This is a genomic window from Synechococcus sp. MIT S9452 (genome assembly GCF_047304245.1).
In the GTDB taxonomy this organism is placed as follows: Bacteria; Cyanobacteriota; Cyanobacteriia; order PCC-6307; family Cyanobiaceae; genus RCC307.
Genome location: NZ_CP138956.1, coordinates 1863085 through 1877306 on the forward strand (window position 1 = coordinate 1863085; position 14222 = coordinate 1877306).

The window sequence follows — 14222 nt, forward strand, 5'->3', positions numbered from 1 at the left end:
CCATTGTCAGCGGAACGTCAGCAGCGCATCGAGCTCAGCGCTGCTCTGATCCTGTGATAGCGCCAAGGCCGCCCCTTGGAGCGAGGGACCGAGGCGTTGGCCAGCGAGCAGCTGCAGCCCGCGCCACAGGGGCCAGGGTTTGAGCAACTCGGCGGTGCTGCGGCCATCGGCACCCAACAGGGCAATGGCCCCACTGGGGGCATTGAGCCGCTCCAAGAGTTCGCTGGGCACTCCACCTGAGCCATGGCCCTGCAACTGGGCGCGCAAGCCATCGAGGCTGTTGCTCCACCAACGATTCGACTGCGCCACTCCGGTGGCGCCGGCCACGGTGGCTTGCAGTTGTCCCTGGCGATCGCTCTGGCCTGTCAGATGGCTCCACACCTGCAAACCATCGAGGTTGTTGGCATCAAAGCCTTGCTTGGCCAGCGCTTCATTGAGGTTTGCGGCCGGCGGAGCGCTGTCACTGCTGCCGATCAACCAGGCTTTGCTGTCCTGCAGTTGCGCCTCCAGCAGGGGCTGCTCGCCTTCCAGCAGCGCGGGCAGCAGGATGTCGTCGCTCGCGGCTGTCAGGTTGAACAGCCTGGCCAGGGGGCCGTTGGGGCGGCTGAGGCTGAGCAGCTGGACCGGCTGGTTGAGGTTGCCAAGCAGTTGCTGATCCCGGCGACTCAGTGGGGCGATCGACTCCCCAGAGCTGTTTTGCAGCTGAGCCGCCAGGCGAACCCCAGCGCCATCGACTTGCAAGCTGCCAACAAATTGCTCGATCGGTTGATCGGTGCTCCAGCTGGCTGGCAACCCCAGCAGCTGTTCGATCCCCTGGCGATCACCGCGCAGCAGCGCAATGCCCTGGCGGCTTGAGCCCAGCCACTCCTCCAGCAAGGGATCCCCCGCCAGGTTGCGGGCCTCTTCCTGGGAGGCATCGAGGGCATCTTCGAGTTGGCCGCGGCTGGAGGCCAGCAGCACCAGCTGATCGTTGATCAGCGCTGAGGCCAGCGGCGGGTGTTCCGCTTGTGGGCTCGTGGTGGAGGGCCGGCCCTGGCTTTGTTGGCCGCGGCTGCTGATCACGCCGAGGCCGCGGTAGCGGGTGATGTCGAGGTCGCCACCGGCCAGGCTGCGGGATTGCCAGAAACGCTGCAGGAACTGCCGGCCGCCGTCGGCATCGCGGCTGGAGAGGGCCAGCACCCAGCCCGGGGTATCGCCGCTGCTGAGCGCCAAAGCACTTTCATCGCCCAGCCAGTCGGCCAATTCGGTGGCGTAGTCCAGTCCTGCCGCTGCGAACAGGGCATCACGCAGATGCTCCAACTGTTCGGCCGCCTGACGGCGCTGGCGCATGGGGGCCACCGCTCGCCCGTAATCCGGCAGACGCCCTGGGTCAGCTTCCAGGATCAGCGTCAAGTTGGCATCGGCGGGCAGAAAGCGTGTGGTGGCAGGTGTTGTGAGGCTCTGGTGTTGCAGCTTCAGCGGGCTTTGGCTTTGCAGCCACCACCAGCCAGCGGCACCAAGCCCCACCAAGCTGATGGCGATCGCCAGCACCGCTGCCATCGATTGCTGCAGAAGCTTCTGCACCCAGCACTCCCTGCCGTGATTTACAAATCATCCATGGCAAACGCACCAACGTCGATCTCTGCGCCCGAGTTGCAGCGCTGGATGTCCTCCACGCAGCCGCCGCAACTAGTGGATGTGCGCGAGCAGCAGGAGCTGGAGCTGGCCGCCATGCCTGGCGTGGTTCATCTGCCGCTGAGCGGTTCACAGCAGTGGCTGCCGCAGCTCTGGGATCGCTTGGACAGGGGCCGCGATCTGGTGGTGCTCTGCCATGCCGGCATCCGCAGTTGGCAGTTCGCGACTTGGCTGATGGAAACCCAAGACGTGCCTCAGGTTTGGAACCTTGAAGGCGGCATTGATGCCTGGAGCGTGTTGGTGGATCCGGCCGTGCCCCGCTACTGAGCTTGCGTACGATCGAAGTCTTCGGCCCAGGGATGTGCTTCCTCTGCCCCGCCGCCAGCAGCAGGTGTTGCAGGCCACGGTGCAGCACTACGTCGACACGGTGGAGCCGGTTGGCAGTCGCACCTTGGTGCGGCGATTTGGCCTCGATGCCTCACCCGCCACGGTGCGCTCGGCCATGGGAGCGCTGGAGCAGAAGGGACTGTTGACCCAGCCGCACACCTCCGCCGGGCGTGTGCCAAGCCCGAAGGGCTATCGCCAGTTTGTGGATGCCCTGCTGCCTGAGCCTGGCGGGGCGGTGCTGCAGCTGCAGCGGGAGCTGGCCGAACTGAGCCTGCAGTGGGCGGCTCTCGATGATTTGCTGCACCACTTGGCCCGCCGCTTGGCCGATCTCACCGGGCTGATGAGCATCATCACGCGCCCGCAACGGCAGGAACCCCGGCTCAAGGCCCTGCGCTTGGTGCGCAGTGGGGATCGTTTGCTGGTGTTTTTGGTGGAGAGTTCGGCGGCGAGCAGCAGCCTCAATTTGCGTTTGCCGCCAGACAGCAGCGCCCAATTGCAGGCGCTGGAGCATTGGCTCAACGATCAGCTTTCCAAGAGCGCCATCAATTGGAGTGGCCTGCCGCCCCAGTTGCAGAGCGTGGGGGCTCCGCTGAAGCAGGCCTTGGCCAGCCACAATCGTGGCCGCAATCGTCAGGCCGAAGGAGCCTTAACCACGGGCCTGGCGGGCTTGCTGTGCCAGCCCGAATTTCAGCTCACCACCAGCTTGAGGCCCCTGCTGCAACTGGTGGAGCAGCAGCCCTATGAATTGCTCAACCCTGCGGCCGCCACAGCCAGTGGTGGCGTTTGGATTGGCCAGGAACATCCCCACCCCGCCTTAAGCGGCTGCGCTGTGGTGCAAGCCTCCTATGCGACCGCCTCAGGTGGTGAGGGAAGCGTGGCGTTGGTGGGGCCGATGCGGATGGCTTATGCCACGGCTTTGGCTGCCGTTGAGGCGGTGGCTGGCACCCTCAGCCGTCTGCTGGCTTGAGTTGATCGCCGAGGCGTTCAGCCACGGTGTTCACGTCTTTATCCCCGCGGCCGGAGAGGTTGATCACCACCTCGGTGCCTGGAGCCAGAGTTGGGCAAAGGCTTTCGAGCCAAGCGAAGGCATGGGCGGTCTCTAGGGCCGGGATGATCCCTTCCAGTTGGCTGAGGCGCTGCAGGGCCTCGAGGGCTTGCGCATCAGTTACCGCGGCGTATTCGGCGCGGCCGATCTCCCGCAGGTAGCTGTGCTCCGGGCCAACGCCGGGGTAATCAAGGCCTGCGCTGATGGAATGGGCTTCCATCACCTGGCCATCGCCGTCCTGCAGCAGCAGGCTCATGGCCCCATGCAGAACGCCCGTTCGCCCTTCGGTGATCGTGGCGGCATGGCGACCACTGGCGACCCCTTCACCGGCAGCTTCAACGCCGATCAGGCGAACGCTGGTGTCGCCGACAAATGGGTGAAATAGGCCCATGGCATTGGAGCCGCCACCCACACAGGCCAACAACACATCGGGAAGCCGGCCAAAGGCGTCGTGGCATTGCTGGCGGGTTTCCCGGCCAATGCAGGCGTGGAAGTCGCGCACCAGCATCGGGTAGGGATGCGGGCCAGCCACCGAGCCGAGGATGTAGTGGGTGCTCTCGACGTTGGTGACCCAATCGCGAATCGCTTCGCTGGTGGCGTCTTTCAAGGTGGCGGTGCCGGCCGTTACCGGTTGAACGGTGGCGCCCAACAGACGCATGCGGAAGACGTTGAGAGCCTGACGGCGCATGTCTTCAGCGCCCATGTAGATGACGCACTGCAGGCCGAAGCGGGCGCAGACGGTGGCGGTAGCCACGCCATGCTGGCCAGCGCCGGTTTCAGCAATGATCCGCTTTTTGCCCATGCGCAGGGCTAGTAGCGCTTGGCCCAGGGCGTTGTTGATCTTGTGGGCGCCGGTGTGGTTCAGGTCCTCGCGCTTGAGCCAGATGCGCGGGCCGCCGTCAGCGCGGCGGTAGTGCTCGCTGAGGCGCTCGGCTTCATAGAGGGGGCTGGGCCGGCCCACGTAATCGCGCAGCAGCGCGTTGAGGCGATCGGTGAAGGCCTTGTCTTGCCAGGCTTCAGCGGCGGCAGTCTCCAGCTCAGCCAGCGCTGGCATCAGCGTTTCAGGAACGTATTGACCGCCAAAACGGCCGAAGCGGCCCAAACCGTCAGGGCGAGAGGCGGCATCCAGGGCCGCAGAGTTGGGCAGCGTGCTGGTCACCGGCGCAATCAAGTTGGCGTCAGCCTAGGGAGCCGGTGGGATTAAGGGAGGCCAGCCATAGGGCTCAAGGATTTGGATGCGGCCCTGCTCGCCCCGGCAGCGGTTGGCGCTTGCGTCAGCCAGGTTCAGCCCCACCTCGGCGCAGGTTTGCTGGTTATGGGGATCGCTGAAGCGCACCTCCAGCATCTTCACATTCAGTGGTGGTGAGGCGTCCAAGGCAGCGGCAGCCGGTCCCACTCAGCTAAGCGCTTGGTGCCCTAGGGGCAAGGGGGAGTGGAGCGCTTGCAGGCAATCACCCGGTGCCTGGGGTCGCAGGCCGCAATCTGCAACTCCTCAAAACCGGCAGCTCTGAGGGCTGCGGGCATGTCGAGGGCGAAATACTGCTCGATGTAGGGCTCGGTGCTCTTCAGCAACGTTGCCACCGCCGCAGGCAATCGCTGCAGCACCGCTGAGCCGGGGTCTTGATCCACCATCAACAGCACCCCGCCTGGGCGCAGCAGCCGCGCTGCTTCGCTCAGCACGTTTGCCGTGGCGGTTTGCGGCAGCTCATGGCAAACAAATTGCAGGCTGATCAGATCCAGGCTCAGGGGCCCCAGCCCGGTGGCCTCGGCAGCGCCATGGCGCCACTGGCTCACGAGCCCTTGCTGATCGCGCACCCGCGCCACCGCCAACATCTCCGCCGAGAGGTCGAGGCCCATCACTTCCGGTTTGGCCACACCGTGCGCTTCAGCGCGGGCATTCAGCCACTGGGCCAGCGCTTGGGTGCTCACGCCGACGGAACAGCCGATGTCGAGCACCCGCGCAATCGGTTGCTCCAGCAGCGGCTCGGCGCAGCGGTGGATCGCCAGACGCAGCCGCTCTTGGGCTTGCTGCGGGTTGAGTTGCTCATCGGGCCACACCCGCAGCGCCATGGCATCGGTGGCCTGCTCAGCTTCAGCAGCGGCTTGCCAGCAGAGATTGCCCTGCTCGTAGGCATGGAAGCGAACCCGGTAGTACTCCGGAATGCTCAGATCCGTTGTGCGGCTTTGCTCGAGCAGTAGTTCGGCGGCTTGCTGAAGCTCTTGGCGCCGTGCACGCCAGGGAATGCCGTTGCGCTCGGCGGTGCGAATGATCAGTTGCCGCGCCTGAAAAAACAGCGGACGCCGCAGCAGCCCAATGCTGATCAGCGACTCGATCAGCCGGCCCAGTCCGCGGCTGGAGTCCGCCCACTGGGGCGCCTGGGAGGCGGTGTTCATCGACAATGCAGGGGATTGCGGGAGGTCCATGCCCAAGGGGGGCTGGCAGGAATTCAGTAGCGACGCCAGTTTGCAGCGCCCAGCGGCCGCTGCCTCCGAGCCGTTGCCCAAGGCCCAGCAAGTGGTGCGGGTGCAGCCCACCCGGGGCGGCAAGGGCGGGAAGACCGTGACGGTGATCCGCGGCTTGGAGCTTGATGGGGCTGGCTTCAAGGCACTGCTCAAAAAGCTCAAAACACGTATCGGCAGTGGCGGCACGGCCAAAGACGGTGTGATTGAGCTGCAGGGTGATCAGGTGGATCTGGCCCTGGAGTTATTGGCCAGTGAGGGGTATCGCCCGAAGCGGGCCGGCGGCTAGGGGACAATGGGCCCCCACTTCACCCCGTGGTCATGACCGCAACCACCCCCAAGGCCACCAACATCGTTTGGCATGAAGCCTCGGTGGATCGTCAGGCCCGGGCCAGCAAGCGCGGTCATAGCAGCTCCATCCTGTGGTTCACCGGCCTGTCGGGATCAGGCAAAAGCACGTTGGCCAACGCGGTGAACGCGGCCTTGTTTGAGCGTGGCCTTGCTACCTACGTGCTCGATGGCGACAACATCCGCCATGGCCTCTGCAAAGACTTGGGCTTCTCGGATGCCGACCGCGAGGAAAACATTCGCCGCATCGGGGAGGTGGCCAAGCTGTTCCTCGATGCGGGAGTGATCGTGCTCACCGCCTTCGTCTCTCCCTTCCGCGCTGACCGTGACAAGGCGCGCGCCCTGGTGGCAGATGGTGATTTCCTCGAGATTCACTGCGCTGCTGATCTGGCGGTGTGTGAATCCCGCGATCCCAAGGGGCTCTACGCCAAGGCCCGCGCTGGGCAGATCAAGGAGTTCACAGGTATTTCCAGCCCCTATGAGGCACCGGAGAAGCCCGAGCTCTGCCTCGACACTGGCGCCCAAAACCTGGAGCAGTGCGTTGCTGCTGTGATCAATCTGCTGGAGGAGCGGGGGGTTCTGAAGGCTGCAGCCTGAGGTAAAGCTCATCGAGGATGGTCTTGAGCACGCTGGCCAGCGGCACGGCTAGCAGCAATCCCAGCAGTTGCCCGCAGCCCAGCAGCGCGCCCAGCCGTGAGCCCACCGGCAGGCTGAACAGCACCCAGGCTGGATGCAGTCCCACGATCGTGCCCACCAAGCGTGGGGCGATCACCTGATCCACCACCTGGCCCACGGAGATGGCTGCCGCCAGCACCTCCAGCCCAGTGCGTGGATCTTCCACGGTCAACACCATGCTGATCAGAGTGATCGTCAGGGCGCTGGCGTAGGGGATCAGCGTTGTGAAGCCAATCAGCAGGGCAAACAAAATTCCGTAGGGGATCTGCAGCAGCGTGAAGACCACCACCTGCAGGCCGCTGAGGATCAGCGCCAGCAGCACCTGGCCGGCGAAATAGCCGCGGAAGGTGCGGTTCAAGCTGCCCACCACCAACTCGCGCCAGTCATCCGGGATCCAGCGCGCCAGACCGGCAGAGATGGTTTCACCGCCCAGCAGTAGGAACACCGCCAAGACCAGCACGATGATGCTGTTCACCGTGAGGCCCAAGGTGGCGCTGAGTAGGCCCAGCAGCTGCTGACTCAGGCTGCGTGCCAGGCGAGTGCTGCGGGCGAGCAGATCGTCGGTCAGGGGGCTGAGGTCGGTGGGGATGCCCCGCTCCAAGGCCTTCTCTTGTAGAAGATCGAGCTGGTTTTGGGCTTGCTCTAGCCAGCCGGGAGCGGCGTTGATCAGTTCGCCGAGCTGTTCAATTAGCCGCGGCACCAGCCACAGGCCGCTGAGCACCACCACCCCAATGGTGACGCCCAGCACCAGCACCATCGTCAGCGGCCTCGGCACGCCCCGGTGCTGCAACCAGCGGCGCGGAATATCCAGCAGGAAGGCAATCAGAGCCGCGCTGATGAACAGAGCCGGAAAAGGCGCTAGGCGGAGCAGCGCCTGGCGCAACACAAACAGGTTCAAGCCCAGTAAGGGCAGGATCAGGCTCAGGCGTAACCAGCGCGGCAGGTTCATCACTGCGCCAGGTAGTTGCTGCTGCCCAACTCCTGTAGGCGGGCATCTTTGGCGGTCACCATCTCGGCCAGGCCCTGGCGATAGCTGTGCAATTGTTCGCGCAGGGCTGGATCACTGATGGCCAGGATTTGCAGGGCCAAGAGCCCCGCATTGGCCGCATTGCCGATGGCCACGGTGGCCACCGGGATGCCGGCCGGCATCTGCACGATCGAATACAGCGAATCCACCCCGGAGAGCGCTTTGCTGCTCACCGGCACGCCAATCACCGGCAGGGTGGTGAGGGCCGCCACCATCCCGGGCAGATGGGCGGCGCCGCCGGCGCCAGCGATCAACACCTGAAGGCCACGCGCTTCGGCTTGTTGGGCGTATTCCGTCATGGCGAGTGGCGTGCGGTGGGCCGAGAGCACCCGCACTTCATGGGCCACGCCGAAGGTCTCCAGTATCTCCACAGCCTTGTGCATGCAGGGCAGGTCGGAATCGCTTCCCATCACCACTCCCACCCGTGCCGGGGCTGTCATCGGCAGACTGCAACTGCGGGCATTTTCACCACATCGGCATGCAGTGGCACACGAATCTGCGCTTGCCCGAACCGATCGGTGTGCCGGAGCGCCACTGGCGCCTGGCTATTGATGACGATGGCCGCATTGCGGCACTGGAGCCTTTGGCCGCTGGGACCAGTGCTAGTGGCCACAACTGGCAGGGGGATTGGCTCTCTCCAGCGGGCGTTGATTTGCAGATCAATGGTGGTTTGGGGCTGCCGTTTCCTGAACTGCAGCTCGCGCAGCTGCCGCGTTTGCTTGAGCTGTTGGATCTGCTCTGGCGTGATGGGGTGGAGGCGATTGCCCCAACGCTGGTGACCTGCGGCGTCGAGTCCTTGCGGCAGTCGTTGGCTGTGTTGGCTGAAGCGGGCCGGCAGCATCGGCCTGGGCGCTGCCGCCTGTTGGGGGCCCATTTGGAAGGCCCGTTTTTGGCTCCTGAAAAACGCGGTGCCCACCCCCGTGAGCATTTGTGTGCGCCCTCGCTCGCTGAATTGGAGCGCCGCATCAGCGGCTTTGAAGACGGCATTGCGCTGGTCACCTTGGCGCCGGAGTTGCCGGGCGCTGAGGAGGTGATTGCGGCGTTACGCCAGCGCGGCGTGGTGGTGAGCCTCGGCCACAGCGCTGCCGATGAACGGGCGGCGCGCCTGGCCTATCAGCAGGGCGTGGGGATGATCACCCACTGCTTTAACGCCATGGCTGGCTTGCACCACCGGGCACCGGGTCCGGTTGGAGCTTTGTTGGGAAGCCCGCCGGTGGCCCTGGGTGTGATCGCCGATGGCATCCACATCGCTCCGGCCATGGCGGCTTTGTTGCAGCGGTTGTTCCCTGAACAGGTGGTGTTGGTGAGTGATGCGCTGGCTCCTTACGGCCTGCCGCCAGGCACCTACCCCTGGGATCAGCGCAGCATCGCGGTGGCGGATGGCACCTGCCGTTTGGAAGACGGCACCTTGGCGGGCACCACGCTGACGCTGCTGGATGGCGTGGTTCGTCTGGCTGGATGGACCGGTGCCGTTGGTGCTGCCATCCGTTCGGCCACCGTGCTGCCGCGTCAGGTGCTTGGGGATCAACGCTCTCTCACGCAGCAGCTGTTGGGTGTGGACTTCCAGCACACGCTGCGCTGGCACCAGAGCCCAGGTGCGCCATTGGCCTGGCAGCGGAACGGGTAAGGTCCGCTCCTGTTTCGCTGCAAGCGATGAGTGCTGCCCCGAGCCAAGACGCCGCGCAGGAGAAGAGCGAGGTCAAGGGCTATTTCGAGACCACGGGCTTTGATCGCTGGAATCGCATCTACAGCGAAAGCGACGACGTCAACCGGGTGCAGCGCAACATCCGCATCGGCCACCAAAAAACGGTGGATAACGTGCTGGCTTGGCTCCGCGATGACGGTGATGTGGCCAGCCGCAGCTTCTGTGATGCCGGCTGTGGTGTGGGCAGCTTGAGCCTGCCGTTGGCTGAGCTTGGCGCGGCATCGATCGCTGCCAGTGACCTCTCAGAAGCGATGGTGTCTGAGGCTGCACGCCGGGCCCAGAGTGCTGGCTTAAACGATGGCCGGCTGCAGTTTCAGGCCAGTGATCTGGAGCGCTTGGAAGGCCGCTTCGACACGGTGATCTGCCTTGATGTGTTCATCCACTACCCGCAGCCCCAGGCCGAGCTGATGGTGGCCCATTTGGCCGCCATGGCTGAGCAGCGCTTGATCGTGAGTTTTGCTCCTTACACGCCGCTGCTGGCCCTGCTCAAGGGCATTGGCCAGTTGTTCCCCGGCCCCAGCAAAACCACGCGTGCTTACACGCTCAAAGAGAGCGGCATCGTGGCGGCGGCCAAGGCCCATGGCTTTGTGCCCAAGCGGCGGCAGCTCAACCAAGCTCCCTTCTATTTCTCGCGTCTGATTGAGTTCGTGCGGGGCTGAAGTCCTGCGGCGTGCTTGCCATCAGGTTCAGCTGCTCCCCGTTGTGCTCAAGCCCGCTGAGCTGATGGGCATGCAGCCGGTAGCCCCCATCGCCTGGGGTGGCGTTTTCGGCGATGCGTTGCTCGGCCAGATACAGCGGGTCGCCCAGCAGGGGGCTGCCGATTTGAGCCAAATGGATGCGGATCTGGTGAGGCCGGCCGGTGTGGATCACCACGTCCAGCCGGTCGCCGATGGCGGTGCGCTCCCCCAGGCGGATCTCTGAGTGGGCGCTGAGCTGACGGCGCAGCAATTCCGGGCTTTGGGGTTGCGGTCCCCAGATCCAGCCCAGCAGGGGATGTTGGCGTTCCACAACAGGGGTTGTGATCGCAAGGCATTGCCCTGCATTCAGAGCGGGCACGCGCTGCGCCCAGGCTTGGTAAAGCTTGCGGCAGCTGCCCTGTGGCTGCATTTGCCTGCTGAGCTGCGCCCGCATTTCGGGAGTGCGAGCACACACCTGCAGCCCTGAGGTGAAGCGGCCTAAGCGGTGCACGGGCTTGGCCCCTGTGGGCTCCAGCAGAGCCGTGAGCGTGTGCTGCAGAAACCCACCGCCGGCCATCACCGGCAGTCCTGAGGGCTTGTTGATGACCAGCAGGTCGCCGTCATCAGCGATCGTCTCCCACTGGTCGGGGATGGCGGGTTCAAGCCAAGGAGGCCGCTGCCAGATCACCTCATCGCCCCGTTGCAGTACCTGATCGGCCCGCAGGGGTGTGCCATTCAGTTGGCATTCACCGGCCAGAAGCCGCTGCTCCCAGGTGCCCCGATCGGAGTGCTGCCAGCGTTGCCCCAGCAGCTCCAGGGCGGCTTGGCCAGCTTCGGCTGGCTGCACCCGATGGCGGTAGGTCCAGCCTTGGTTGAGCGCGGCCGCGCGCCAGCCCTGCACCGCAGCTACTGCACCAAGCCGTGCTCAAGGGCGTAGCGCACCAGCTCCGTGCGGCTTGCGGTGCCGGTCTTGGCAAACAAACGGCTCACATACTTTTCGACGTTGCGAATCGATGTCTCGAGCTGCCGGGCGATTTCTTTGTTCATCAAGCCTTCGGCCACCAGCTGCAGCACGCTGGCTTCTCGCGGCGTGAAGGAATGCTCCACGCTTTGCCCCGCGGTTCTGCCGCCACCGCCTTGCAACATCGTGCGAATTTCGCCGATCTGTTTGGCCATTTGGCCCAGGTCGGTATCGGCGTAGCGGGCGGCTTCTTTGAGCAGACGTTCCTGGCGCTGCACCACGTTGCGCACCCGCACCACCAGCTCGTCGGGGTCAAACGGTTTGGGGATGTAGTCGTCCACCCCGGCGCGGAAGCCGGCGATGCGATCGGCGGTCATGCCCTTGGCGGTAAGGAAGATCACCGGGGTTCCGCCGAGGCGTTCGTCTTCGCGCAACAGCTTGAGCAGCCCGAAGCCATCGACCCGCGGCATCATCACGTCGCTGAGCACCACATCGGGCAGTTGGCTTTGGGCCTTTTCCCAGCCCTCTTCGCCATCGGCGGCGGTGCTAACGATGAAGCCTTCATCTTCGAAGTAGGCCTGCACCGCTGTGCGCAGGCCGGGCTCGTCGTCCACCAGCAACACCCGCGGTGGAGCATTCAGCAGTTCTTCGGCGTGGTCCTTCTCCTGAGAGCCATCCATGGGCAGAGATCTCACGCAGCGCCTGGACTTTATCGAGGCCGTCCAGGCAAGACATGCTGACGTTCGATCAGCAGTCCGCTGAAACCCAGCTCTTGGGCAATCGCTTGAAGGGTGTTGGGGTCGTTGCCGGTCTGCTCGGGCACGCAGGCGGCCCACCAGATCAGATGGGATTCCTCGTTGTGGGGCCCAACAGCTCCACCGGGGTTGAGTTCCAGCATCAGCATCTGGTCGCCACGGCCAGTGATCCGCATCGGCGCAGTGGTGTCGCAGCGGATGGTTTCGTTGGCGACCTTGACGTCATTGGCGCGCTCCCGCCAAATCTTGATGCGCTTGCCATCGGGGATGTCCTCGGCATCGCGAATGGCATAGATGCCCACCACCTCTTCGCCGTAGGGAACGGCGCGCTGGGTGAGGATCTTCAGGCCAGGGGGGCGGTAGTTGGCTGGGTTTTGTTGCTTGGTTTCAAACACAAAGCCCTGAGCCACTGCCGCACTCGAGCTCAACAGGCCGGCGAGTGCTGCCAGCAGCCAGGTGGGGCGCACCATCACTGAAATCCAGCGGAGTCCCGCCAGCATGGGATGAATTGCGTTGGGTGAGGAGCCTCCGTGGCCGCTGCGCCGATCTACCTCGACCATCAGGCCACCACGCCCTGTGATCCGGCGGTGGTGGAGGCGATGGCGCCTTGGTGGAGTGATGCCTTTGCCAATCCCTCCAGCCGCAGCCATCGCCCTGGCCTGGAGGCGGCAGCCCAGCTGACCCTCGCCCGAGAACGCTTGGCGCGTTGCTTGGCGGTTCCTGCCGATGCGGTGGTGTTCACCAGCGGCGCCACTGAAGCCAACAACTTGGCCATTAAGGGCCTGTGTGAGGCGCGACTCACGCGGGGGCGCCACATCGTCACGGTGGCCACCGAGCACCGGGCGGTGCTCGACCCCTGCCGTTATCTGCAAAGCCTCGGCTTTGAGCTCACGGTGCTGCCAGTGCAGCCCAATGGTTTGCTCGATCTGGAGGCCCTGGCCGCCGCCCTAAGGCCTGACACGGTGGTGGTGAGCGTGATGGCCGCCAACAACGAGATCGGCGTGCTGCAGCCAATCGCCGACATTGCTGCCCTGTGCCGGCCTCAGGGGATCGCGGTGCATGTCGATGGCGCCCAGTTGGTGGGTCATCAACGCCTTGAGCCCTTGGCTATGGGCATTGATCTGCTCAGCCTCAGCGGCCACAAGTTCTATGGCCCTAAGGGTGTTGGCGCTCTGCTGGTGGCACCGGGTGTGGAGCTCAAGCCCCAGCTCCATGGCGGCGGCCAGGAGGGGGGGCTGCGCAGCGGCAGTGTTCCGCTGCCTTTGGCCGTTGGTCTGGCCGAAGCCCTGGAGCGGGCGCTCGCCGATGCCCCCCAGCGCGCCCAGCAGCTTGCGGGCTTGCGCGATCGCCTCTGGAAGGGATTGCAACTGGTGGAGGGAGTGGTGCTCAACGGCTGCCTGGATCAGCGCTTGGCCCACAATCTCAACGTCAGCGTGGGCGGGGTTGATGGCGCGCGCCTGCACAGCGCCCTGCGGCGTCGGTTGGCCGTGAGTGGCGGCTCAGCCTGCAGCAGCTCCAGCGGTGAGCCCTCCCATGTGTTGCTCGCCTTGGGCCGCAGCCGGCAGCAGGCCGCAGCGTCGGTGCGGTTTGGTTTGGGGCGCGCCAACACGGCCGAGCAGGTGGATCAGGCCTTGGCTTGGTTCACTGAGCAGGTCCAGGCTCTGCGCTGAGGCGCTGGGCAACGCGCAACTTGGCGGAGCGGGCCCTGGGGTTGGCCTCGGCTTCCTGCTCTGAGGCGATCAAGGGCTTGCGGCTGATCACCCGAAGACGTTCGTCAGCCTTGAAGCGGTTTTTGACCAGCCGATCTTCGAGTGAGTGAAAGCTGATCACGGCGATCCGCCCGCCAGGTTCGAGCCAGTTGGGAGCGTCGTTGAGCAGGGTTTCCAGCACGCCCAGCTCATCGTTCACGGCAATCCGTAAGGCCTGGAAGCTGCGGGTGGCGGCATGGATGCGGCCATGGCGTTGTTTGGGCGGGTAGCAGCCGGCGATCGCATAGGCCAGAGCGGCGGTGCCCCGCTTGCCGTCATCCCATGGGCCTTCGGTTTTGAGCCGGCGTGCAATCCGCCGTGAAAGCCGCTCCTCGCCGTAGTGAAAGAGCAGATCAGCCAGGGCGTTTTCCTCGAGGCGGTCGATCAGCGCTGCGGCGGTTTCTCCGCCGCCTTCGGTGTTCATGCGCATGTCCAAGGGGCCGTCGGCGCGGAAGCTGAAGCCGCGCTCGGGCACATCGAGCTGATGGCTGCTGACACCTAGATCAGCCAGCACCGCAAGCACCGGCTGGGCTGGGGTGTAGGCCGCGAAGTTGCTGGCTACCAGCTCCGCCCGTTCACCAAAACGCTCTAGCTGTTGGGCCGCTGCAGCGCGGGCAGCGGGGTCTTGATCCAGTCCAATCAGCTGCCAGCCCGGGTGGGCATCGAGCAGCAGGCTGCTGTGGCCTCCGCCGCCCACGGTGGCATCGAGCAGCACGCCTTTTTCGGGCAATTCGGCCAGGGCTTCCAGCACCTGTTGCGGCAACACCGGCTGGTGATGAAAGGAACTGCTCAAGTCCGCACGGGGATGGCACAGGGTCCT

At 65.0% G+C, this 14222-nt stretch carries 17 protein-coding genes; 7 read left to right on the forward strand and 10 right to left on the reverse strand.

From position 1 onward, the window contains the following. Positions 1-6: 6 nt before the first annotated feature. Positions 7-1563, reverse strand: coding sequence for a DUF3352 domain-containing protein (locus SIB46_RS09845; protein WP_413295990.1), 1557 nt, complete (start codon positions 1561-1563; stop codon positions 7-9). Between the two features lie 33 nt (positions 1564-1596). On the opposite strand from SIB46_RS09845, the gene SIB46_RS09850 reads away from it, so the two are divergent. Continuing rightward, entirely contained in the window at positions 1597-1941 is a 345-nt protein-coding gene (locus tag SIB46_RS09850) for a rhodanese-like domain-containing protein (protein WP_413295991.1), read from the forward strand. A gap of 34 nt (positions 1942-1975) precedes the next feature. Continuing rightward, positions 1976-2968 carry an HrcA family transcriptional regulator gene (locus SIB46_RS09855; protein ID WP_413295992.1) on the forward strand — a complete coding sequence of 331 codons (993 nt, stop codon included), beginning with the start codon at positions 1976-1978 and terminating at the stop codon, positions 2966-2968. On the opposite strand, the gene trpB is transcribed toward SIB46_RS09855, so the two are convergent. From trpB to SIB46_RS09870, 3 genes are read right to left on the reverse strand one after another with little or no spacing between them, the layout of a single operon-like run. Beyond that, positions 2949-4205, reverse strand: a complete 1257-nt coding sequence (gene trpB / locus SIB46_RS09860; RefSeq protein ID WP_413295993.1) for a tryptophan synthase subunit beta — start codon at positions 4203-4205, stop codon at positions 2949-2951. The genes SIB46_RS09855 and trpB overlap by 20 nt on opposite strands. A 24-nt stretch (positions 4206-4229) precedes the next feature. Continuing rightward, complete coding sequence (locus SIB46_RS09865) at positions 4230-4421, reverse strand: hypothetical protein (RefSeq protein WP_413295994.1); 192 nt, start codon at positions 4419-4421, stop codon at positions 4230-4232. Between the two features lie 41 nt (positions 4422-4462). Then, positions 4463-5440: a class I SAM-dependent methyltransferase gene (locus SIB46_RS09870; protein WP_413297765.1), complete on the reverse strand. Its 978-nt coding sequence runs from the start codon at positions 5438-5440 to the stop codon at positions 4463-4465. Positions 5441-5468: 28 nt separating this feature from the next. On the opposite strand from SIB46_RS09870, the gene SIB46_RS09875 reads away from it, so the two are divergent. Together SIB46_RS09875 and cysC are read left to right on the forward strand one after the other, a co-directional pair. Further along, a complete protein-coding gene (locus tag SIB46_RS09875; protein WP_413295995.1) occupies positions 5469-5795 on the forward strand; it encodes a translation initiation factor in 327 nt (108 codons plus the stop codon). 32 nt (positions 5796-5827) lie between these two features. Further along, positions 5828-6451 (forward strand): adenylyl-sulfate kinase, encoded by a 624-nt coding sequence (gene cysC, locus SIB46_RS09880; protein WP_413295996.1) that lies wholly within the window; start codon positions 5828-5830, stop codon positions 6449-6451. On the opposite strand, the gene SIB46_RS09885 is transcribed toward cysC, so the two are convergent. Together SIB46_RS09885 and purE are read right to left on the reverse strand one after the other, a co-directional pair. Next, on the reverse strand, positions 6408-7478 hold the full coding sequence (locus SIB46_RS09885) for an AI-2E family transporter (RefSeq protein ID WP_413295997.1): 1071 nt from the start codon (positions 7476-7478) through the stop codon (positions 6408-6410). The genes cysC and SIB46_RS09885 overlap by 44 nt on opposite strands. Then, positions 7478-7996 carry a 5-(carboxyamino)imidazole ribonucleotide mutase gene (purE, locus tag SIB46_RS09890; RefSeq protein ID WP_413295998.1) on the reverse strand — a complete coding sequence of 173 codons (519 nt, stop codon included), beginning with the start codon at positions 7994-7996 and terminating at the stop codon, positions 7478-7480. Before purE ends, SIB46_RS09885 begins: the two co-directional genes overlap by 1 nt. Positions 7997-8034: 38 nt before the next feature. Between purE and SIB46_RS09895 the strand changes: the two genes are divergently transcribed. Then, positions 8035-9183, forward strand: a complete 1149-nt coding sequence (locus SIB46_RS09895; RefSeq protein ID WP_413295999.1) for an N-acetylglucosamine-6-phosphate deacetylase — start codon at positions 8035-8037, stop codon at positions 9181-9183. Between the two features lie 26 nt (positions 9184-9209). Beyond that, positions 9210-9920 (forward strand): magnesium protoporphyrin IX methyltransferase, encoded by a 711-nt coding sequence (gene bchM / locus SIB46_RS09900; RefSeq protein WP_413296000.1) that lies wholly within the window; start codon positions 9210-9212, stop codon positions 9918-9920. Here the strand turns inward: bchM and SIB46_RS09905 are convergent. Genes SIB46_RS09905 through SIB46_RS09915 form a run of 3 tightly spaced genes read right to left on the reverse strand, consistent with a single transcriptional unit; the run spans position 9868 to position 12154 of the window. Then, positions 9868-10839 carry a pseudouridine synthase family protein gene (locus SIB46_RS09905; protein ID WP_413296001.1) on the reverse strand — a complete coding sequence of 324 codons (972 nt, stop codon included), beginning with the start codon at positions 10837-10839 and terminating at the stop codon, positions 9868-9870. The two genes, bchM and SIB46_RS09905, sit on opposite strands and share 53 nt — an antisense overlap. A 5-nt stretch (positions 10840-10844) precedes the next feature. After that, on the reverse strand, positions 10845-11579 hold the full coding sequence (locus SIB46_RS09910) for a response regulator transcription factor (protein ID WP_413296002.1): 735 nt from the start codon (positions 11577-11579) through the stop codon (positions 10845-10847). A 29-nt stretch (positions 11580-11608) separates the two neighbouring features. After that, entirely contained in the window at positions 11609-12154 is a 546-nt protein-coding gene (locus tag SIB46_RS09915) for a hypothetical protein (protein WP_413296003.1), read from the reverse strand. 30 nt (positions 12155-12184) lie between these two features. Here SIB46_RS09915 and SIB46_RS09920 point away from each other — a divergent pair, with 30 nt between their 5' ends. Continuing rightward, on the forward strand, positions 12185-13324 hold the full coding sequence (locus SIB46_RS09920; protein ID WP_413296004.1) for a cysteine desulfurase family protein: 1140 nt from the start codon (positions 12185-12187) through the stop codon (positions 13322-13324). On the opposite strand, the gene rsmH is transcribed toward SIB46_RS09920, so the two are convergent. After that, a complete protein-coding gene (rsmH, locus tag SIB46_RS09925; protein ID WP_413296005.1) occupies positions 13296-14195 on the reverse strand; it encodes a 16S rRNA (cytosine(1402)-N(4))-methyltransferase RsmH in 900 nt (299 codons plus the stop codon). The two genes, SIB46_RS09920 and rsmH, sit on opposite strands and share 29 nt — an antisense overlap. Positions 14196-14222: the final 27 nt, after the last annotated feature.